At 74.4% G+C, this 21094-nt stretch carries 19 protein-coding genes and 2 pseudogenes; 7 read left to right on the top strand and 14 right to left on the bottom strand.

Annotated elements, in window-relative coordinates; translation table 11 throughout:
* Window positions 1–63: 63 nt before the first annotated feature.
* A complete protein-coding gene (locus F3L20_RS22050; protein WP_150155842.1) occupies window positions 64–2136 on the bottom strand; it encodes a SpoIIE family protein phosphatase in 2073 nt (690 codons plus the stop codon).
* Window positions 2137–2403: 267 nt separating this feature from the next.
* Between F3L20_RS22050 and F3L20_RS22045 the strand changes: the two genes are divergently transcribed.
* The 3 genes from F3L20_RS22045 (at window position 2404) to F3L20_RS22035 (ending at window position 5488) form a co-directional block, all read left to right on the top strand.
* Complete coding sequence (locus tag F3L20_RS22045) at window positions 2404–2775, top strand: hypothetical protein (protein ID WP_150157455.1); 372 nt, start codon at window positions 2404–2406, stop codon at window positions 2773–2775.
* Between the two features lie 108 nt (window positions 2776–2883).
* A complete protein-coding gene (locus F3L20_RS22040) occupies window positions 2884–4899 on the top strand; it encodes an NADPH-dependent 2,4-dienoyl-CoA reductase (RefSeq protein ID WP_150155841.1) in 2016 nt (671 codons plus the stop codon).
* A 31-nt stretch (window positions 4900–4930) separates the two neighbouring features.
* Entirely contained in the window at window positions 4931–5488 is a 558-nt protein-coding gene (locus F3L20_RS22035; RefSeq protein WP_150155840.1) for a PadR family transcriptional regulator, read from the top strand.
* 82 nt (window positions 5489–5570) lie between these two features.
* On the opposite strand, the gene F3L20_RS22030 is transcribed toward F3L20_RS22035, so the two are convergent.
* Window positions 5571–6476, bottom strand: a complete 906-nt coding sequence (locus F3L20_RS22030) for an oxidoreductase (protein WP_150155839.1) — start codon at window positions 6474–6476, stop codon at window positions 5571–5573.
* A 131-nt stretch (window positions 6477–6607) separates the two neighbouring features.
* Between F3L20_RS22030 and F3L20_RS22025 the strand changes: the two genes are divergently transcribed.
* The gene (locus tag F3L20_RS22025; protein ID WP_150155838.1) at window positions 6608–7480 is read left to right on the top strand and encodes a helix-turn-helix transcriptional regulator; all 873 of its coding nucleotides are present in this window, start codon (window positions 6608–6610) and stop codon (window positions 7478–7480) included.
* A 148-nt stretch (window positions 7481–7628) separates the two neighbouring features.
* Here the strand turns inward: F3L20_RS22025 and F3L20_RS22020 are convergent, their stop codons facing one another.
* Window positions 7629–8162, bottom strand: a complete 534-nt coding sequence (locus tag F3L20_RS22020; RefSeq protein ID WP_150155837.1) for a hypothetical protein — start codon at window positions 8160–8162, stop codon at window positions 7629–7631.
* 174 nt (window positions 8163–8336) lie between these two features.
* The gene (locus tag F3L20_RS22015; RefSeq protein ID WP_240810736.1) at window positions 8337–9338 is read right to left on the bottom strand and encodes a fibronectin type III domain-containing protein; all 1002 of its coding nucleotides are present in this window, start codon (window positions 9336–9338) and stop codon (window positions 8337–8339) included.
* 814 nt (window positions 9339–10152) lie between these two features.
* On the opposite strand from F3L20_RS22015, the gene F3L20_RS22010 reads away from it, so the two are divergent.
* Window positions 10153–10824 (top strand): glycoside hydrolase family 75 protein, encoded by a 672-nt coding sequence (locus tag F3L20_RS22010; protein ID WP_346768124.1) that lies wholly within the window; start codon window positions 10153–10155, stop codon window positions 10822–10824.
* Window positions 10825–10842: 18 nt separating this feature from the next.
* Here the strand turns inward: F3L20_RS22010 and dhaM are convergent, their stop codons facing one another.
* The 9 genes and pseudogenes from dhaM to F3L20_RS21965 form a co-directional block, all read right to left on the bottom strand.
* Entirely contained in the window at window positions 10843–11253 is a 411-nt protein-coding gene (gene dhaM / locus F3L20_RS22005) for a dihydroxyacetone kinase phosphoryl donor subunit DhaM (RefSeq protein ID WP_150155834.1), read from the bottom strand.
* On the bottom strand, window positions 11246–11863 hold the full coding sequence (dhaL, locus tag F3L20_RS22000) for a dihydroxyacetone kinase subunit DhaL (protein WP_145825833.1): 618 nt from the start codon (window positions 11861–11863) through the stop codon (window positions 11246–11248). The genes dhaM and dhaL overlap by 8 nt, the downstream gene beginning before the upstream one ends.
* A 48-nt stretch (window positions 11864–11911) precedes the next feature.
* Window positions 11912–12904 carry a dihydroxyacetone kinase subunit DhaK gene (gene dhaK / locus F3L20_RS21995; protein ID WP_150155833.1) on the bottom strand — a complete coding sequence of 331 codons (993 nt, stop codon included), beginning with the start codon at window positions 12902–12904 and terminating at the stop codon, window positions 11912–11914.
* Between the two features lie 330 nt (window positions 12905–13234).
* Window positions 13235–15054, bottom strand: a pseudogene (locus F3L20_RS21990) (sensor histidine kinase).
* Entirely contained in the window at window positions 15051–15740 is a 690-nt protein-coding gene (locus F3L20_RS21985; protein WP_150155832.1) for a response regulator transcription factor, read from the bottom strand. The pseudogene F3L20_RS21990 and the gene F3L20_RS21985 overlap by 4 nt, the downstream one beginning before the upstream one ends.
* A gap of 38 nt (window positions 15741–15778) precedes the next feature.
* Complete coding sequence (locus tag F3L20_RS21980) at window positions 15779–16534, bottom strand: L,D-transpeptidase family protein (RefSeq protein WP_150155831.1); 756 nt, start codon at window positions 16532–16534, stop codon at window positions 15779–15781.
* Between the two features lie 81 nt (window positions 16535–16615).
* Window positions 16616–16900, bottom strand: a complete 285-nt coding sequence (locus F3L20_RS21975; RefSeq protein ID WP_150155830.1) for a DUF1876 domain-containing protein — start codon at window positions 16898–16900, stop codon at window positions 16616–16618.
* 146 nt (window positions 16901–17046) lie between these two features.
* A complete protein-coding gene (locus tag F3L20_RS21970) occupies window positions 17047–17772 on the bottom strand; it encodes a CBS domain-containing protein (RefSeq protein ID WP_150155829.1) in 726 nt (241 codons plus the stop codon).
* A 303-nt stretch (window positions 17773–18075) separates the two neighbouring features.
* Entirely contained in the window at window positions 18076–18354 is a 279-nt protein-coding gene (locus F3L20_RS21965) for a metal-sensitive transcriptional regulator (protein WP_150155828.1), read from the bottom strand.
* Between the two features lie 91 nt (window positions 18355–18445).
* Between F3L20_RS21965 and F3L20_RS21960 the strand changes: the two genes are divergently transcribed.
* Both F3L20_RS21960 and F3L20_RS21955 read left to right on the top strand, forming a co-directional pair.
* Window positions 18446–19024 (top strand): rhodanese-like domain-containing protein, encoded by a 579-nt coding sequence (locus F3L20_RS21960; protein ID WP_150155827.1) that lies wholly within the window; start codon window positions 18446–18448, stop codon window positions 19022–19024.
* Window positions 19025–19277: 253 nt separating this feature from the next.
* Window positions 19278–19894, top strand: a pseudogene (locus F3L20_RS21955) (hypothetical protein).
* A gap of 101 nt (window positions 19895–19995) precedes the next feature.
* On the opposite strand, the gene F3L20_RS21950 reads toward F3L20_RS21955, so the two are convergent.
* A complete protein-coding gene (locus F3L20_RS21950; RefSeq protein WP_150157454.1) occupies window positions 19996–20871 on the bottom strand; it encodes a universal stress protein in 876 nt (291 codons plus the stop codon).
* Window positions 20872–21094 lie beyond the last annotated feature (223 nt).

Genomic DNA, 21094 nt, shown 5'->3' with positions numbered 1-21094 from the left:
CGCGGCCCCGGGACGTCCGTCGCCGGCGCCCGGTCCGCCGCGGGCCGGGACGTGCCCGGGCGCCTACGTCCCCGGTGCCGTCACCCGGGCGATCAGGAGGGCGACGTCGTCGAAGTTGTCCGGCTCGTGCAGCGTGCGCAGGAGCATCTCGCAGACCTCGTCCAGGGAGTGGCCGGGCTGCTGGTCCAGCAGCGCGAGCAGCCGGTCCAGGCGTTCGTCCAGCGGGTCGCGGCGCGTCTCCACCAGGCCGTCGGTGTAGAACACCAGCCGGTCGCCCGGCTCCAGGTCGACCGTGGTCGTGGAGAAGGCGACCCCGCCCACGCCGAGCGGCACCCCCGTGGGCAGGTCGAGCAGTTCGGGGGCGTGCCCGGCGCGGATCCGGGCCGGGGGGAGATGACCGGCGTTGGCGATGACGCAGCGTCGCTGGTCCGGGTCGTGGACGGCGTAGACGCAGGTGGCGATCGCCTCGTCCAGCTCGACGGTGATCCGGTTCAGGTGTTCCAGGAGCACGGCCGGGTCGAGCCCGAGGGACGCCAGCGTGTGGGTCGCCGTGCGGAGCCGGCCCATGGTGGCCGCGGCGGGAATGCCGCTGCCCATGACGTCACCCACGACCAGCGCCGTGCGGTCGCCGTCCAGCGGGATCACGTCGAACCAGTCGCCGCCCACCTCGCTGGTCGCGCCCGCCGGCTGGTAGCGGGAGGCGACCTCGAGACCGCCCGTCACGGACGGATGGCTGGGCAGCAGGCTGCGCTGGAGCGTCAGCGCGGTGTCCCGGGCGTTCTGGTACCAGCGGGCGTTGTCGATCTGCACGGCCGCGCGCGACGCCAGCTCCCGCGCGAGCAGCAGATCGTCCTCGTCGAACGGATGGGGATTGCGCGTGCGGATGAGGTCCAGCGCGCCCAGCACCTCCCCGCGGGCGATCAGCGGCACGGCCAGGTACGAGTGGACGCCCGCCCGGGCCAGCACCTCGGCCGCCTCGGGGGAGCGGGCGATGCGGAGCAGGTCCTCGTCCTTCACCTGCGGCACCATCACCGGCAGGCCCGTGCGGACGCACTCGGTGATCAGCCGGTCCGGCGCGTACCGGGTCACCCGCCCCGGCGGATCGGCCGCCGGCAGCACGTCGGACGCGTCCACCCAGCGCACCGCCAGTGCCCTCATCAACGCCGGCTCGGCCGGACCGATGACGCTGCGCCGGCCCCGTACGACCGCGTCCAGCAGGTCCACCGCGGCCGCGTCGGCCAGTTCCGGCACGGCCACGTCGGCGAGCTCGCCGGCCGTGCGGTCCAGGTCCAGCGTGGTGCCGATCCGGGCGGACGCGTCGGCGATCAGGGCGAGCCGGCGGCGCGCCGTCTCGGCCTCGGCGTTGGCCCGGTACTGCTCGGTGATGTCGACCACCGACACGGCCACGCCCAGGACGGTGCCGAGCGCGTTCTCCAGCCGGTACAGCGACACCGCCCAGGCGTGGTCCGCGTCCGGGTCGGCCGGGGTGCGGCCGGTGACCGACCGGTCGACCAGCGGCTGTCCGGTCCGCAGGACCTCCTCGGCGGCCTGCTCGATGGTGGCGGCGTCCATCAGCGGCAGCACCTCGCGCATGGTGCGGCCCCGGTGCTCGTCGGCGGACAGACCGTTGATCTGCTCCAGCGCCGGGTTCACCGACACGTACCGCAGGCCGGAGTCGAGGACCGCCAGCCCGATGGGGGACTGGGCGACGATCCGGGTGGACAGCGCGACGTCCTGTTCCATCCGGCGCACCGTCGTCTGGTCGACCGCGAGGCCGAGGGCGTACACGTCCCCCCGGTCGTCCAGCAGCCGCATGTTGCGGAACTCCACCAGCCGGGTCCCGCCGTCCTTGTGCCGGATCGGGAAGGCCCCGGCCCAGCTCCGCCCGGTGCGCATGACCTCCGCGAACAGCTTCCGTACGAGGTCGAGGTGCTCCTCGTGCACCATGATCCGGGCGGCGTACCTGCCCAGCGCCTCCTGCGCCGTGTACCCGAACAGTTCCTCCGCCTGGGGGCTCCACAGCACGATCCGCCCCTCGGAGTCCAGGACGACCGAGGCCACGCGCAGTACGTCGAGCAGCCCGCTGGGACGTGCCGGCCCGTCCCCGCCGGCCGGGAGTGACCCCGCTGCACTCATCCCACGCCCCGCCTTCGCCGAGTCCGCGGCACGCCGTCGCCGCGCCGCCACCCCCTGTTGTACCGCGCGCGAGGGCGATTTTCCGCCGCTCCTGCCGTCCCGTTCCTGCCTCTCCCGCCGTCCCGGGCGGTGTCCTCCCACCATCCTGGCCGGTGTCCGCGACCGCGCCACCGCGGGAGGGGCGCGCGGGTAGTGCTTCCCGGCGTCCGGTGCTTTGCTGAGGGAGGGGTGGGGGACGGCGACGTGACCACGAGAGGAGCGATCACGATGGTCAACGAGCCCACGCACCCGGAGTCCGTCTCGGTCGAGATCAGCGGATGCAGCAAGGACGACGCCCGGATCGTCTTCGACGCGCTGTGCGCCTGCTTCTCGTCGGACCGGTGCGCCGACGACGTACCCGAGGAACTGCACGAGACCCGGCCCACGGTCTGGCTCGGCACGTTCGACGTCGCCGACGCCCGCGAAGGGGAGGCCCGTCCCGCGCGGCTGTCCTCCTCGGTCGACGCCGACGTGCACGGCGGCTACTGGGCGATCGACCGGTTCCGCACCACCCTGGACGACCTGTTCCGGGTCGACGAGCTGAGCAAGGTCTCGGGCGACCAGGAGCGCGAACTGCACGTCCGGCTCGAGAGCGGGTGAGGCCGGCCGGAACGCTGTGCCCTCCGTCACCTCGTTTATGCAACTAGTTGCATAAGCCGGTGTGCGTGCCCTACAACTACAGGCACCACACCGCGCACGGAGGGCCCGATGAGCCGTTACCCCCACCTGCTGACCCCCCTGGACCTGGGCTTCACCACCCTGCCCAACCGCGTCCTCATGGGTTCCATGCACGTCGGTCTCGAGGAGGCCGAGGGCGGCTTCTCCCGCATGGCCGAGTTCTACGCCGCGCGGGCCCGCGGGGGAGTGGGTCTCATCGTCACCGGCGGCATCGCTCCCAACGACGAGGGCCGCCCCTACGAGGGCGGCGCCAAGCTCACCACCGACGAGGAGGCCGAGCAGCACCGGGTCGTCACCGCGGCCGTCCACCGCGAGGGCGGCCGCATCGCCCTGCAGATCCTGCACTTCGGGCGTTACGCCTACCACCAGGACCTGGTCGCCCCCAGCCCCCTCCAGGCGCCCATCAGTCCCTTCCCGCCGCGCGAGCTGACCGACGCCGAGGTCGAGCGGACCATCGACGACTACGTCCGCGCCGCCCGCCTCGCCCGCCAGGCCGGCTACGACGGCGTCGAGATCATGGGCTCCGAGGGCTACCTCATCAACGAGTTCATCGCCCGGCACACCAACCGGCGCACCGACCGCTGGGGCGGCTCCTACGAGAACCGCATGCGCTTCCCGGTCGAGATCGTCCGTCGGGTCCGCGAGGCGGTCGGCGACGACTTCATCCTCATCTACCGGCTCTCCATGCTGGACCTGGTGCCCGGCGGCTCCACCCTGGACGAGGTGATCACCCTCGCCCGCGCCGTCGAGGCGGCCGGCGCCACCATCATCAACACCGGCATCGGCTGGCACGAGGCCCGCATCCCCACCATCGCCACCTCCGTCCCGCGCGGCGCCTACACCTGGGTCACCAAGCGGCTCATGGGCGAGGTGAACGTCCCGCTGGTCACCACCAACCGCATCAACACCCCCGAACTCGCCGAGCGGTTGCTCGCCGAGGGCACCGCGGACATGGTGTCCATGGCTCGCCCGATGCTGGCCGACCCCGACTTCGTCGCCAAGGCCGCCGACGGCCGCGCCGACGCGATCAACACCTGCATCGGCTGCAACCAGGCCTGCCTCGACCACACCTTCAGCGGCCAGATCACCTCGTGCCTGGTCAACCCGCGCGCCTGTCACGAGACCGAGCTGGTGCTCTCCCCGACCCGCCGCCGCAAGCGCGTCGCCGTCGTCGGCGCCGGACCGGCCGGACTCGCCTGCGCGGTCAGCGCCGCCGAACGCGGCCACGACGTCACGCTGTTCGACGCCGCGAGCGAGATCGGCGGTCAGCTCAACGTCGCCCGCAAGGTCCCCGGCAAGCAGGAGTTCGACGAGACCCTGCGCTACTTCCGCACCCGGCTCGGCGAGCTGGCCGTCGACGTGCGCCTCGACACGCGCGTCACCGCCGGTGACGTCGCCGGGTACGACGAGGTCGTCGTCGCCACCGGCGTCAGCCCCCGCGTCCCCGACATCCCCGGCGTCGACCACCCGAGCGTCCTCGGCTACCTCGACGTGCTGCGCGACGGCGCGCCGGTCGGCGACCGCGTCGCGATCCTCGGCGCGGGCGGCATCGGTTTCGACGTCGCCGAGTTCCTCACCGACGGCGGCGACAAGGCGCACGAGGACCCCGAGACGTACTTCCGTCAGTGGGGCGTCGACCTCGACTACCGCGCGCCCGGCGGCCTCGCCGCCCCCGAACGGCCCGCCCCGCCGCGCACCGTCCACCTGCTCCAGCGCAAGACGTCCAAGGTCGGCGCCGGGCTCGGCAAGACCACCGGCTGGATCCACCGCACCGAACTGCGCCACCGCGGCGTCACCATGGTCCCCGGAGTGCGCTACGACCGGATCGACGACGCCGGCCTGCACGTCACCGTAGGCGACGAGAGCACCGTCCTCGAGGTCGACACCGTCGTGCTGTGCACCGGCCAGGAGCCTCGCCGGGACCTCTACGAGGAACTGGCCGCCGCCGGACACGCCGTGCACCTGATCGGTGGCGCCGACGTGGCCGCCGAACTGGACGCCAAGCGGGCCATCAAGCAGGGCACCGAGCTCGCGGCGGCGCTCTAGGACCGATCACGGCCGTCCCTAGGATGAGCGCATGTCCCTCCCGCACGCGATCCTCACCGCCCTGCTCGAGAAGCCGTCGTCGGGGCTGGAGCTGACCCGCCGCTTCGACCGGTCGATCGGCTACTTCTGGTCCGCGACGCATCAGCAGATCTACCGCGAGCTGGGGAAGCTGGAGGGCGAGGGCCTGATCAGGGCCCTGCCCTCCGAACAGCCCGCGCGCGGGCAGAAGAAGGCCTACGAGGTGCTGCCGGCGGGCCGGGAGGAACTGGCCCGCTGGACCGCCGTGTCCCAGGACCCCAAACCGCACCGCGACGCCCTGCTGCTGCGGCTGAGGGCCGCGGCCGTGGTCGGGACGACGGGTCTGGATGCGGACCTGCGCCGCCACCGGGAGCTGCACGCACGGCAGTTGGAGACGTACCGGGAGATCGAGCGCCGGGACTTCCCGCCCGGCCGGGACGAGCCGGAGGACCGGCTGCGGCATCTGGTGCTGCGCGCCGGCATCGACCTGGAGACCTTCTGGACGCAGTGGCTCGATCACGCGCTGGCGGAGTTCGCCGAGCTTCCGGACATGCCGGAGCGGCAGGAGTAGAGGCCCGGGTGCGGGTGTGGGTGAGCGAGGGTTGGGCGCGCAGTTCCCCGCCCCTGGGGTTCGAGGACGTGGTGGCCGGCGATCAGAGGTAGCGGACGCCGGTCAGGTCCTCGGCGGCCGTCCACAGGCGGCGGGCGACGGCCGGGTCGGCGGCCTCCCTGCCGAGCCGGGCCTCGGTGACCGGGCCGCGGGTCTCCCACAGGCGGGCGGGGCCGAAGAACTGTCCGCCCCGCACCTCCGGGTCGGTCGCGGCGCGCAGCTGCGGGAGCGTCCCCTGCTCCACGGACTGGGTGGCCAGCATGCCCCCCACGGCGATCAGCCGGCCCAGCCGGCCCCGGTGCTGCCACGCGCGTGGGGTGAGGTTGGTGCGGGTGAGTCCCGGGTGGGCCAGCGCACTGATCACGGGGAGGCGGGCGGCCCGCAGGCGGCGGTCCAGTTCGAGGCCGAAGAGAGTGGTGGCGAGCTTGGAGCGGCCATAGACGGGGGCGGCCCGGTAGCCGCGCTCGGACATCAGGTCGTCGAAATCCAGGTGCGCGTTCTTGTGGGTGATGGAGCTGAGGCCGACCACCCGGCCGCCGTGCCCCGCGGCCAGCGCGTCGAGCAGCAGGCCGGTCAGGGCGAAGGGCCCCAGCATGTTCGTGCCGAGGTGCGCCTCGAACCCGTCGGCGGTGGTCCGGCGGGGTCCCAGACGCACCAGGCCGGCGTTGTTGACGAGCACGTCGACCGAGGGGTGGTCGGCGGTGAGCTTCCCGGCGAACGCGCGCACCGACGCCAGCGACGCCAGGTCCAGTTCGCGGACCGCGGTGTCACCGCCGATGCGGCGGGCCGCTTCCGCCCCCGCGGCGAGGTTGCGCACGGCCAGCACGACGTGCGCCCCGCGCCGGGCCAGCTCGGTCGCGGTGACCAGGCCGAGTCCGGAGTTGGCGCCGGTGACGACGGCGACCTTGCCGTGCTGGTCGGGAATGCGGTCGGCGGTCCATCCGCTCATCTGCTGCTCCTGGGGTGTGGGGGTGCCTGGAGCGACGACGGTAGGGGCGGCCGGGGCGCGTTCGGGCGTTCCCGTTTTCCTGGGTCCACGGGACCTACCCTGGGCGGCCGGCGACGGGGGACACTGACGGCATGACCCATCCGCACGCCCGTGAGCTCGGCGACTTCCTGCGCGCCCGGCGCGGCAGGCTGCACCCGTACGACGTCGGCCTGGAGCCGGGAGGGCGCCGCAAGGTCACCGGGCTGCGGCGCGAGGAAATCGCCCTGCTGGCCGGTCTGAGCACCGACTACTACCAGCGGATGGAGCAGGGAAGGGACGTCCGGCCCTCCGACGACGTGCTGGACGCGCTCGCGACCGCGCTCGGCCTCGACGACGAGGAGCGCAGGCATCTGTTCACGCTCGCGCACGCCGCGCGCCGTCCCTCGCGCGCCCCGGTGGACCGCGGCCCGGAGGTGGTGCCGTACAGCACGCGGCGGCTGCTGCGGGTGATGCACACCCCGGCGGTCGTGCTCGGCAGGCACCTCGACCTGCTCGCCTGGAACGCGGCGGCCGAGGCGCTTCTCGGCGCTCCGGGCGATCTGCCGCCCGACCGGCTGAACATGCTTCTTCTGCTGTTCGACGACGAGTTGACCGGCGGGCGCACCTGCCCCGACTGGGAGCGGCAGGCGCTGGACTACATCGGGATGATGCGCGCGGCGGTCGCGACCGATCCGACGCATCCGCGCGCCACCGCGATCGTTGGTGAACTGAGCATCCGCAGCGCCGAGTTCCGGCGGCTCTGGGCCCGGCACGACGTCCGGGCCTCGGTGAGCGGCACCAAGACCTTCCGCAGCCCCGCGGTCGGTGACCTCACCCTGGAGTGGAGCACGTATCCGCTGCCCGGCAGGCCCGGCCCGTTCCTGCTGGTGTTCACCGCGGAGCCGGACTCGGCCGACGCGGACCGGCTGCACCTGCTGGGATCGCTGCAGGCAACCCGCGCCGCCGCCCGCTCCGACCGGCCGTAGGGTCTTCCGGACGGGAGGGTGGGCGCGGGACGAGGCCCCGGACGACGGCGCGTGGCTCCGCGGCCCCGACGGCGTGCGGAGGCGGGGAGGGGTCGACGCCGGCCGCCCGACCGGAGCGCTTCGGACGTGGTGGCGGCCGGCGCCGGGTCTACAGGTGGCGCGGGCGGCTGGTGCGCCGGCGCAGATACAGGACGGTGGCGACGATGCCCGTACCGACCAGCGCGCCGCCCGCCACCGCGGTGACCGTGCCGTAGTCCTTGGAGCCGCCGCCGAGGCCGCCCATCACACCGCGGGACGGTGAGGCCGTGGGGGAGGCCGACGGGCTGGACGCGGGGGACACGACCACGGACTGGGTGCCCGCCGTGCTGCCGTTGGAGCACACGACGATCACCGTGTACGTGCCCGCGCTGACGTTGGACCAGGCCGCGGACTGCCCCGCGGACGTCCCCGACAGCGCCACCTGGCGGCCCTGCGAGAAGTTCGCCTGACCGCTGCTGAGCAGCGAGGCGGTGCCCCAGTGGCCGTTGATCTGGCTGCACGCGCCGGTGGTGACCGAGACCGTGTTCCCCGTGGTGCTCACGGAGATCCCGTCCGCGGCAGCCGGCCCGGCCGGCAGCAGGGCGAGCGCGGCGGCGGCTGCCACGGTCGGTCCGAGGCGGAGCAGAGACGTCGAGATGCTCATGTGGACTGCCTTCCGGCGGCACGGCCGGCGGTACATCCCTTGCGCCGCCGAGGTCGGGGAGCGCCCGTGCTGCCACGACGACAGCCAACGGGCAGCCCGGCCGGCGCGCACTCCGACCGCATCCGGCCAGGTGACGGCGTCCTCCGGGCGGCGCAGCGCGGACGTTCCGCGGTGTCAGCCGGCGGTGCCCGTCGTGACGGTCCGTTCGGCCGAGAAGGCGCCCCAGGTGCCGTCCGGCAGCATCGCCCTGATCCGCACCCGGTGGGTGACGCCCGGCTCGTCTCCCGCGTAGAAGCGGTACGTCGCCCGGTCGCGCGGTGCCTCACCGCCGTACACCAGCGAGGTGACGGCCCGTCCGTCCAGCCGCACCTCGTACTCGGTGACCGTCCCGTCGACGCGTGGCGGCACCCACGTGAGGACGATGTAGTGCGCCCCGCCGGAGCTGCGGACGGCGGCGCGGAAGCCGGTGGGTGCCGTGGCGGTCACGTCGCCCGAGCCGTCGGCCGTGGTGAGGCGGACGGCGGCACCGGGCGGCGAGAGGTTGTCCGCGGCGTCCCGGGCGCGGACGGTGAAGGCGTACCGGACGCCCGGCCGCAGCCCTGTCACCACGGCGGCCGTCTGGTTCCCGGCCACACTGTGGATCTTCGTGCCGCCCTGGTAGATGTCGTACGACACCACACCGCGGTCGTCGGTCGCGGCGGTCCAGGACAGTTGGGCCGCCCGGCTGCCGGCCGCACGGCCCGTCAGCCCCGCCGGAGGGGCGGGCGGTGTGCGGTCGGCCCGGGCCGCCACCGGGGTGGTGGCCCGGACCTCGCGGCTGGGCGGTCCGAGCCGGCCGTCCCCGTCCCGGGCGCGCACCGTGAAGACGTAAGGGGTGGCGGGCCGGAGGCGGGTGACGTCCACCATGTGTGCGGAACCGGGTACCTCCGCGACCTTGGTGGTGCCCCGATACACCTCGTACCGGGTCACCTCGCTCGCGGCCCGGGCGACCCGGTTCCACATGACGTGGACGCTGGTGGCGCTGCCGGCCTGCGCGGTGACGCCCGTCGGCGCCCCCGGCGGACGCTCGCCGCCCGTGTCGTCCGGTGCGCCCCAGCGGCAGGAGGCGGCCAGCAGGACGACCGCGCAGAGGGCGAGCAGGCGGCGCGATGACGCGGTTGGGGGAACGCCACGCACGACTCTGCCTCCCCGGGGTGCGGTCGCGACCGGACCGGTCAATGGTCCGTACCAATATGAGCCCACTGACGCGCTCATTTCAAGAGGGCGGTGCGCGCCGGACGCGTTCGGGTGTTTCGTATGCTGGAGGTATGACGGGTCAACCACCCCTGTGGACAGGGGTGTTCGGGCCCGTGGCGCGGACCGCTGTCGTCGCTGATCCCGCGCCGGTACGGGTGGCTGGACGGCCCGGGCCGCATCGCGCCCGGGCCTCCGGCGCCCGTCGTGTCCGGCGGTGCGCGCGTGCTCCGTCCGGCCCCTTTCGGGGCGGTCACCTTCCTCGCGGTGGGATGAAATGGGGCAAAGTGCCCTGGGTGTGCGTCCTTGTCCCCGACGAGAGGCTCTCCTGACCGTGTCCCGTGTCCAGACGCTCACCGTCGCCGTGGCGGGCGTGGCGCTGCTGGCTCCCTCGGCGTCCTCCGCCGCCGAGCCGGCACAGATCCGTCCCTCCCGCGCCGAAACGCGACGCGTCGCCCCCGGCCCGGCGGCGGGCCCGGCCCTGCCGACCGGCCGGCCGCGCGTCGCCGTACCGCACCGGGGCCGCCCCGAGCCGGCCGGCCGGGACGCGACCCGCGTGGGGCTGGCCCAGGGTGCTGCGAACCCGGGCGCCGTGACGCCGGGCCCTGTGACGCCGGGCTCCGTGACCCCGGGCTCCGCAACGCCGCACGGAGCCGCCCCCGAGCCCGTGAGTCCCGCACCCGCCTCGCCGGCACCCGCGGCCCCGGACGGCGTGACTTCGGACGGCGTGGCCCAGGGGGCCGTCACTCCGGGCCCGGTGACCCCGGCGCCGGCCACGCCGGGCGTCGCCACTCAGAGCCCGTCCACCCCGAGCCCCGCCACCCCCGAGCCCGCGCCCCCCGGCCCCGTCACCGCCGCCGATCTGCTGGCCAAGGTGCGCGGCTGCAGCCCTGTCTCCCGGGGCCGTTACCGCACGGACCGGGGGACCCCGAAGACCGTGCCGGTGTGCGGCACCCGCGAGGCGGTGTTCTGGAAGGCCGACATGGACATCGACTGCGACGGCCGCCCGGGCCGCCGCTGCAACGCCCGCACCGACCCGAGCTTCTCCTCCTCCACCGCGTTCGCCCAGTCCGACGGCCGCGCGCTGAGTTCCGAGAAGCTGCCCTACGTGGTGGTGCCGGCGCCCAGCGATCTGTGGGACTACCGCGACGACGGTGTACGCGGCGGCTCGGTGGCCGCCGTCGTCTACCGCGACAAGGTCAGCTACGCGGTCGTCGGCGACACCGGCCCCACCGACATCATCGGCGAGGCGTCCCACGCTGCGGCCACGTCCCTCGGCATCGACCCCGACCCGCGCTCCGGCGGCACTCCTTCCGGGGTGACGTACATCGTGTTCAAGGACAGCCGGGTCACCCCGATCGAGGACCGCGAGGCCGCGGTCTCCCAAGGGGAGCGGCTCGCCCGGGAGTTCGTCGACGCCGCCGACTGATCCGCAGGGCGAGCGCCCTCACACCTTCCGGTAGTCGTACGCCTCCGAGGCCGCCGCCGCCACCGCGGCGAGGTCCGCGCCCGTGGAGGCGGTGACCACCGCGGCCACCGCGCCCTCCACGAACGGCGCGTCCACGAGCCGCGTGTTCTCGGGAAGTTCGTCGCCCTCGGCCAGCAGCGCCTTCACGGTGAGCACGGCACTGCCCAGGTCGGTCAGCACCGCTACGCCGGCGCCCCGGTCCACGGACGCGGCCGCCGCGGCGATCAGGTCCGCGCTCGTGCCGAGGTCACCGCTCTCGGTGCCGCCCGCCGGAGCGACCGGAACCGTCGCCCCGGCGCCCGCAAGGCCCTGTGCCAGCTCCGCCACCGAGGAGGCGACGGTCGCGCTGTGTGACACCAGGACGATGCCGACCCGCCGCTCGTCACTCACCGCCCGACTCCCCGTCCGGCCCGGCGTCGAGCAACGCGGCGATCAGCAGCGCCGCCGACGTCGCGCCGGGGTCCTGGTGCCCGATGCTCCGCTCGCCCAGATAACTCGCCCTGCCCTTGCGGGCCAGCAGCGGTGTCGTCGCCACGGCGCCCTCGCGCGCGGCGTCCCGCGCCGCGGCGAACGAGTCACCGAGCGCGTCCACCGCGGGCACCAGCGCGTCGATCATCGTCTTGTCACCCGGTGCGGCGCCGCCCAGCTTCATCACGGCGTCCACCCCGGCCCGCAGCGCCTCGGCCAGCTGCTGCCGGTCCACCTCGGCGGCCTCGCCGAGAGTCTTCCCGGTACGGCGCAGCAGCGTCCCGTACAGCGGACCGGACGCGCCGCCCACCGTCGACACCAGCAGACGCCCCGCCTGTGTCAGCACCGCGCCGGGCGTGGCGGACGGTTCCTTGTCCAGCGCGTCGCGCACCGCACGGAACCCGCGCTGGAGATTGCTGCCGTGATCGGCGTCCCCGATCGGCGAGTCGAGCGCGGTGAGCCGCTCCGCCTCGCGGTCCACGGATGCGGCGGTGGCCGTCATCCAACGACGGAAGAAGTCGGCGTCCAGCACGGGACCTCCTTGCGTGTAGGTGACCCGGAGCACTCACCCCGGAGTGGATCACATTCCCCAGCGCAGCCCGGGCGTACTCACCGGCGCGTCCCACAGGCGCAGCAGCTCCTCGTCCGCCTGGCACAGGGTGACGGAGGCACCCGCCATGTCGAGGGACGTGACGTAGTTGCCGACGAGAACCCGGGCGACCGGGACGCCGCGCTCGCCGAGCACCCGCTGCACCTCGGCGTTGAAGCCGTACAGCTCCAGCAGTGGCGTGGCGCCCATGCCGTTGACCAGTACCAGGACCGGGTTGCGCGGGGTGAGGTCGTCCAGGATCGCGCCGACGGCGAACTCCGCGATCTCGCCGGACGTCATCATCGGACGCCGCTCCCGGCCCGGCTCGCCGTGGATGCCGATGCCCAGCTCCAGCTCGCCGGCCGGCAGGTCGAAGGTCGGTGAGCCCTTGGCCGGCGTGGTGACCGCGCTGAGTGCCACGCCGAAGCTGCGGGAGTTCTCGTTCACCTGCTTCGCGAGGGCCTCCACCCGCTCCAGCGGCTGGCCCTCCTCGGCCGCCGCGCCCGCGATCTTCTCCACGAACAGCGTCGCCCCGGTGCCCCGGCGGCCCGCCGTGAACAGGCTGTCGGTGACCGCCACGTCATCGTTGACGAGCACCTTCGCGACCTGGACGCCCTCGTCCTCGGCCAGCTCCGCCGCCATGTCGAAGTTCAGCACGTCGCCGGTGTAGTTCTTCACGATGAACAGCACCCCGGCCCCGCTGTCCACGGCCGCCGCGGCCCGCACCATCTGGTCGGGCACCGGGGAGGTGAACACCTCGCCGGGACAGGCCGCGGAGAGCATGCCGGGTCCGACGAACCCGCCGTGCAGCGGCTCGTGCCCGGAGCCTCCGCCGGACACCAGGCCGACCTTCCCCGCGACCGGTGCGTCCTTGCGGACCACCACCCGGTTCTCCACGTCCACCGTCAGCTCGGGATGGGCCGTCGCCATACCGCGCAGCGCGTCCGCCACCACGGTCTCCGGAACGTTGATCAGCATCTTCATGGGTGCCTCCTGGGACGGAACGGGTGGATCGTCGAGCCTCTGTGCTGGTCGGAGCGGCAGGTCAGGTGCGGCGGGGTCATTGCGGACAGGTGGGTGCCCTACAGGGGCAGTATCGGCCTTACGGCCCCGGAGGGCACGTGAGGAGATGCCCGGGGAGCCGGACGATCTCGGTCGGGGACGCGGCCACAGCTCAGCATCGGCCCTGTACCGGTGCGTTCCAAGGGGGCGTCGCCCGCTTTCACCGAACGGCGCGGAACCGGGCGGGCACTTCCCGGGTCGTACCCGCGCATGGACCGAACCGCCGGCGCGAGCCCGTGCCGCCCCTCTTCGCTACAGGGGTGGCGACACGGTGGCCGGCAGGTGCAGGGTGAAGACGCTGCCGGTGCCGGGCTCGCTGGTCACGCCGACCGTGCCGCCGTGGGCCTCGACGAGGTGGCGGACGATGGGCAGGCCGAGGCCGCTGCCGCCGGTGCGCCGGCTGCGGGACTTCTCCGCGCGCCAGAAGCGCCGGAAGACGTGGGGGAGGTCCGCGGCGGCGATGCCGCAGCCCGTGTCGGTGACCTCGACGACCACCGCGTCGCCGTCGGACCGTGCCGCCAGCGTGACGGTGCCGCCGGACGGGGTGTGACGGAGCGCGTTGGAGACGACGTTGCCCAGGGCCTGCCGCATCCGGACCGGGTCGGCGTCCAGCCAGGGAGTCCCGGGCGCGACGGCGGTGCTCAGGCCGACCCCCGCCGCCGCGGCGGCCACCCGGTGCGCCGCCGCGACCTGGTCCAGCAGCTCGGCGGTGCCGACCGGCTCGCGGTGCAGCCGCAGCTCCCCGGCGTCCGCGTCCGCGAGGTCCCGCAGGTCGTCGATGACGCGCTGCAGCACCAGGGCCTCGTCGTGCAGCGCCCCAGCAGCTCGCGGTCCGGCTCGACCACGCCGTCCCGGGTGACCTCCAGCCAGCCCCGGATGTTGGTGAGCGGGCTGCGCAGCTCGTGGGCGATGTCGCTGACCATCGCCTTGCGCTGGGCCTCCAGCCGCTCCCGGCGCGCGGTGAGGTCGTTGAACGCCTCGGCGAGCAGGCCGGTCTCGTCACGGGTGGTGACGGGGACCCGCACATGCCGGTCCAGCGGCTGCCGTACCGCCTCGGTCAGGGCGCGCAGCGGCCGGACGAAGTGGGCGGCGGCGGCCGCGGTCACGGCGACGGTCACCGCGAGGACCAGCGCCGCCACCCCGACGACCTTGGCCTTGTTGGCCGGGGACATGTCGAAGCGGACCTCGTCGCTTCCTCCGCCGCCCAGGAACAGCGCGGCCGGAGGGGCGACGTACGGATCGAGCTGGGCGCGCAGCGCGGCGTCCGCGCACCGCCGGTACGTGCGGTCGTCCGCCGGGTCGGCGGGCGGTTTCACGCCGTCCCGGATCAGCCCCTCGCCGCCCGAGGTGAGGTCGAGGCCCACGAGGTGGTGGGTGCCCGGCGCCATCCCGTGACGCCTCAGGCAGGCGTCCGTCCGGGCGACGAGGTCGTCCTGAGCCTCGCGTTCACCCGCGGTCGGGGTGTTCAGCTTGCCGTCCGCGCACTCCAGCGGCACCTGTCCGCCGTCGACGGTGCCGGAGTCGTCCCTGAGCACGGGCCGCCCGCTCGGCGTGCGGACGACGGCCGTCTGCGTGCCGTGACGGGCCAGGCACGCCCGCCGGGCCTCGGCGAACCCGTCCAGGCGGGCGCGGTCCGCGGCCGACAGCCGGTACGGGCCGACGACCCGCGGGTCGATCCCGGTGCGCTGCGCCCCCGGCTCGGTGTGGGTGTCGGTGCGCAGCGGGTCGACGGTCGCCGCGGGGCTCGGCGGCCGGGGCGTGCCCGGCCGCGCGGAGTCGGCGACGACGGCCCGGTCCGGGGTGGTGAGCGCGATCCGGCGGCCGGTCTCCCGGGCCAGCGCCCGCACCACGGGCGCGACGCCCGTCCAGCCGGGGTGGGTGGCGGCGTACCCGCTGAGCCGGCTCAGGATGTCCGTGTCGACGGCCAGTTCGTGTCCCTGCTCCTCCCGCAGCGCGCGCGTGGTGGTCTCGACGACGAGCCAGGCCGTGGCCGCCACGGAGCAGACGGCGATGAGCGCCGAGGCGACCAGCAGCCGCACCAGGAGGCGCTTGCGCACCGGCACGCCGCTCATCCGCGCGCCGCGCTCAGCTTGTAGCCGACGCCGAACACGGTGAGCAGCCGCCGGGGGCCGCGCGGGTCGTCCTCGATCTTCCGCCGCAGGTTCATGATGTGGACGTCGACGGCGCGCTCCGTGGACGCCCGGTCGATGCCCCGCGTGCACGCGAGGAGCTGCCGCCGGGAGAACACCCGGTCCGGCTCGGCCGCCATCGCCAGCAGGATCGCGAACTCGGCCGGGGTGCAGTCCACCGGCTCCCCGTCGCGGCGGACCTCGTGCCGGGCCGGGTCCACGGAGATCCCGCCGGCGCGCACGACGCGTTCACCCGGCGCGCCGTGCCCGCTGCGCCGCAGCACCGTCCGGATCCGGGCGAGCAGCTCGCGCGGACTGTACGGCTTCGTCATGTAGTCGTCCGCGCCCAGGTCGAGACCGCGCAGCACGTCGTCCTCCGCGGTGCGGGCGGTGAGCATCAGCACCGGTGTGTCGCCGTCGCCGCGGAGGGTCCGGCACACGTCGAACCCGTCCAGCACCGGCAGCATCAGATCCAGGACGACGAGGTCGGGCCGCAGCCGCCGGGCCGCGTCCAGCGCGGCCGCGCCGTCGTGGACCACGGTCACGGTGTGGCCCTCCGACAGCAGCGAGCGGCGTATGAGCTCGGCCTGCATCTCGTCGTCCTCGGCGACCAGCACATGGGCACGCATGCCGGGCATCCTAGGTCGGCGGCCCGAGGACGCCGCCGTCACCGGGCGAGGGAGGCGGCGTCGCCCATCACGACGACGGGACGCCGGTCCGGGTCGAGCGCGCGCAGCAGCGCCCGCATGTGCTCGCGTGCGATCGAGACACAGCCCTGGGTGGGGCCGTCGTGGTCGACGTGCAGCCATATCCCGCCCCCGCGTTCCGCGCCGAGCGGGCGGGTCCAGTCCAAGGGGGACGTACCGGGCCGGCGGTTGTAGTCGATGGCCACGACGTAGTCGAAGGACCCCGCGAGGGACTCGCCGCGGAACCCGGTGCCCGACAGCGAGAAGCCGTCGGAACGGTCGTACGGCATCCGCGTCCCCGGATCGGGCAGCAGCCCGCCCGCGTCCGACAGCGTGAACACGCCGACGGGCGACCGGAGGTCACCGAGCCGGTGGTCGTCGTTCCACCCCTTCAGGGCGTTGTGCGCGGGCCACCGGGACACGGCCTCCCAGCCGTCCGCGCCGCGCTCGTACAGGACGACGGTGGACTCGGAGGAGTTCCTGCCGCGCCCCGTCACCACCACGGCCTGCCCGGTGTCCTCGGGCACCTGCGCCCGGGTACGCGGCCCCAGCCCGGGCAGCTCCTTCGGTTCCGGCACGGCCTCGTGGCCGACGACGACCGGTGCCGATGCCTGCGGCGCGGTTGCGGCCGCGGCGGTGGCGTGCGTCGGAGCCGGCGTACCCCCGGCGGCCGCACAGCCGGTGAGCAGCAGGGAGACCGTCACCAGGGGCACTCCCCGGGAAGCGTGCTTGATCATGCGGCCGACTCTGCCGAACAGTTGTGAGATTCCCGTCAGCTCCGCCGGCCCGCTGACACCGTGCGGCCGGCCGGGCGGGGGTCACAGGCTCCAGCCGAGGGCCGGTGTGGGGTCCGGGCGTTCCGGGCTCGCGGTCTCGACGTCCTGTTCGGCGATGTCCAGCAGGTGGCGGCCGAGGTCGCGCAGGGCGCGGCCCGCGGCCAGTTCGTCGCCGATCTCCGGTACGTCCGTGTCCGCCGGGTTGCGGTGGGCCGTTCCGTGACCGGCGAGGACCGTGGTCCCGGTGTCGAGCGTGGCCCGTGCCTTCGTCACTCCCTCCTCCTCGAAGAGGTAGAGGCGGGTCTTCCATTCCAGGGTGCGCGCCATGGCTTGCCTCCTCGGCCGGGGACGGGCCCGGGTGTGCCGGTCGCCTCACCTTCCACCGTCGCACTCCGTCCGTCGCGGGGCAGGGGCCGAAGGTCCCGGCGACGACCCGTCGGGCGCCCGGGCAGCCGTCCGACGGGCCCGCGCGGTCACCGGCCGGGGACCGTTTCCTCCGTCTCCCCGAGCGCGGGGGCCGTACCGGCGGGCAGCCGTGTGTCGTCGACCCGGTAGGACAACTGGTCGACGACGGCGACGACCCCGTCGATACGGCTCGCCGCCTCCACCGCGAGCTGCATGTCGCTGCGCCGTTCCACCTGACCGGTGAGCGTCACCACGCCGTCCTCGACGCCGACGGCGAGCGCCCGCGGCGTCAGCCACAGGGCCGTCCCGAGGACGTACCGGCGCACGGCGCGGTCGATGTCGCCGTCGGTGCGCAGGACGGCCCGGAACAGGTCGCGCCGGGTGACGATGCCGACGAGCCGCTCCTCGTCGTCCACCACGGGCAACCGTTCGACACCGTGCGCGGTCATCAGGCGCGAGGCCTCCGTGACGGTGGCGCGGGCCCCCACGGTGACGGCGGGTGCCGACATCGCACCGCCCGCCGTACGGGCCCGCCCGCCGGCGAGCGCGCGGAGCAGGCGCCGGCCGGTCCCGCGCAACCGGACCCACCAGGAACCGGTGACGGCCGCGCGGGCCCGGGGGCGCGTGAGGTCGGACGCGCAGATCACGCCGACGACCCTGTCCTCGTCGTCGGTCACCGGAAGGCCGCCGACGCGATGCTCCCCAAGCTTGCGGACCACGTCCCTCAGGGGGGTGCCGTATGCGGCAGTGACCACGTCCGTGGTCATGACGGCGCCGACCTCGGTGGCCTTCATCGCTGTACCTCCTCACTGCGCGGGCTGTCGCCGACGGGAGACGTCCTCGCCGGGACGGACACGTCCAGCCTCCGGTGCCGGCCCGGCGGATCCCAGGGACCCTGAGGGCAGGGACCAGGGCCGTTCGGCCCGGATGTCCGTAAAGCACCCTTTCGGGGCTCGCAGTGGGTGGCTCGAAAAATCTGCGGCCCGGCATGCGTGCGGAGCAGCACGGCGACGGCGCGCCTGGGGCGGGGGAGGAACGGCGGAAGGCCGCCTGCCGTGGGGGCGGGCGGCCTTCGGTCCATGCCGGAGGGCAGAGGGTCACGCCAGTGAGAGGAACAACTTCTCCAGGCGGGCCCGCATCTGCTCGCTGTCCTCGCCGCCGGACTCGATGTCCGCCACACACTTCTGCAGGCCCGTGGCGATGATCGCGAAACCGGCCCGGTCCAAGGCGCGGGAGGCCGCCGCGAGCTGTGTGATCACGTCCTCGCAGTCGCGCCCCACCTCGATCATCCGGATCACCCCGGAGATCTGCCCCTGCGCCCGCCGCAGCCTGTTCAGCACGGACTTCAGCTCCGCGCCCGCGAGATCCATGTCCACGACCACTCCCTGGTGAAATACCCCGTGGGGTACTCTACGTCCGCTTCGGGTACCCCGTCGACCGTCGACCACGAAGGATCACACACCCGCCATGAGCACCCCCGTCACCCTCCCCACCGACCAGGCCGGCGCCCGGCTGCACGAGTTCACCGTGATCGACGTGCGTACGCCCGCCGAGTACGCCACCGGTCACCTGCCCGGCGCCGTGAACGTCCCGCTCGACCAGGTGCGGCGTGCGCTGCCGGAGATCCGGCAGGCCGCGCGGCGCGGTGACCTCCTCCTCGTGTGCGCCTCCGGGGCGCGTTCCGAGAAGGCGCGCGCCCTGCTCGCCCAGGAGGGCCTCGACGCCGCGACGCTCGCCGGCGGCACCGGTGCGTGGGTGTCCGAGGGCCGTGAGCTGGAGCGTCCCGCGAACGCCGGCACCCGGGCGGTGTGGGGCATGGAGCGGCAGGTGCGGTTCACCGCCGGCACCCTGGTGCTTCTCGGTCTCGTGCTCGGCCTGTTCGTGCACCCCGCCTTCCAGCTGCTCTCGGCGGCCGTCGCGGGCGGGCTGGTCTTCTCCGCCCTCACCGACACCTGTGGCATGGCCGTGGTTCTCGGCAGGCTGCCCCACAACCGGCCGCGCGGGGCGAACCCGGACTCCGCGTCAGCCGCCCTGCGCGGCGAGTGAGACCGGCGCGGGCCGCTGCCGGCGCCCGCGCCTCCACCGTCCCCTCGAACTCCCCCCGGCCGCCCGACCGGCCGGTTCCGTCCGTCCAGACGTCCGTCCGGATGTCCGTCCAGACGTCCCTACGTCCCCGTGAACCCGGGACGTTCGGCCCCCCGACGGGACCCGTGGTCCCTGGGACCCGCACCGTGCACGCGGGACATTGAACCCGCAACGAGCAGCGCACATCGGGCAGTTCTCCGAGGGGACGGACACCATGGCAGTCCACGACCAGCCGCACCGTTCGCCCGTCGTCCGCCGGCCCGTCCTGGGCCGTGCGCACACGGCCGGGAGGGACCACGACCTCGCGGTCACGTCGGCGACGGGCGCGTACGCGCTCGCCGGCCTGCGGCTGCTGACGGGGTTCGTCTTCCTCTGGGCCTTCCTGGACAAGACGTTCGGGCTGGGCTACGCGACACCGTCCGGCCGGGGCTGGACCGACGGCAAATCGCCCACGAAGGGCTTCCTGTCGTCGGTCGCGGTCGGGCCGACGGAGTCGACGTTCCACGCGTGGGCCGGCGCGGCCTGGGCGGACTGGCTGTTCATGCTCGGACTGCTCGGCGTCGGCCTCGCCCTGGTCGCGGCGTGGCGCTGTGGCCCGCGGCAGTGGCGGGCTCGCTGATGATGGCGCTGATGTGGGTGGCGGAATGGCCGCCGGCCCGGCATCTGTCGGACGGTTCCCCGAGCATGTCGACCAACCCGTTCGCCGACTACCACCTGGTGTACGCGGTGGTGCTGGTCGCACTGGCGGCCACCGGCGCGGGCGCCACCTGGGGACTGGGCAGGCTCTGGGCCCGGACGCCCTTCGTCGACACCCGCCACTGGCTCCGCTGACCGCTGACGGCTGACGGTCGACCGCAGTCTGCGGCCCGAGAAGGGGCGCCCCACCGAGGCGGGGCGCCCCTCGCACGCCCCGCCGCGACTCGTACTCCGCCCTACCCGCCCCGCACCACGGCCACCGGCGACGGCGCGTGGTGCAGCAGGGCCTGGCTGACGGAACCCAGCAGCAGGCCGGTGAACCCGCCCCGGCCCCGCGCGCCGACCACCGTCAGCCGGGCGGTACGGCCGGCCTCGATGAGCGCCTCGCGGGTCGGACCGTGCACCACCCTCTGCTCCACGACCACCCCCGGGTAACGCTCCCGGTGCCCCGCCAGGGCCTCCGCCAGCAGGCGCCGCTCCTCCTCGGCCAGGGCGCCCGGCGGGTTGGCGTACGGCTCGGCGGGGTCCTGCGGTGCGGGCAGGGCCGCGTTCCACGCGGTCCAGGCGTGCACGGCGACCAGGGGCGTGTCCCGCAGGTCCGCCTCCCGGAAGGCGAAGTCGACCGCCGCGGAATTGGCGCCGGACCCGTCGACGCCCACCACGACCGGACCGTCGGGACGTGCCTCGCCCCGCACCACCAGCACCGGGCACCGGCCGTGCGCGGCCAGGTGTACCGCCGTGGACCCGACCATCAGGCCGACGAACCCGCCCATGCCGCGGGACGCGACCACGACCAGCTCGGCGGCGCGGGACTGGGCCTCCAGCACGGTGAGCGGTTCACCCGTGACCACGGAGCCGGAGACGTCCACCCCGGGCACGGCCGCCTCGGCCCGCTCGACGGCGTCCGCCAGCAGCCGCTCGACCACGCTCCGGAGCCCTCCGTCGGAAGGCCCGAGGGGCGACGGGCCCATCGGGACGTGCATCGCGGGCCACATGAAGGCGTGCACCAGCTTCAGTGAGGCGCCCCGCAGCCGCGCCTCCCGTGCCGCGGTCTCCACCGCGGTCAGGGCCGAGGCCGACCCGTCCACTCCGACGACCACCACACCGGCCATCGTGCCTCCACGTGTTCTCATGCCGTCGTCCCCCGGCCTCACCTCCCGGCACATTCTTCCGGGCCGGCCGCCGGACCGCCGCGCGGAAGGTCTCCGCCCGCCCGCCGGGCTCCGCGCGCGGGGACTTCCGGCAGCCCGCCGGCTTCCGCGCGCGGAGTTCCCGGCAGTGCCGCCGGACCCTCCGAGCCGTCGCTCCTCTGGTTGCACCGGGTCGACATGGGTA

It is taken from the genome of Streptomyces tendae (genome assembly GCF_008632955.1).
Classification (GTDB): domain Bacteria; phylum Actinomycetota; class Actinomycetes; order Streptomycetales; family Streptomycetaceae; genus Streptomyces.
Note: the sequence above shows the minus strand (reverse complement) of the source record. Positions and strands in the feature narration are given on the sequence as shown.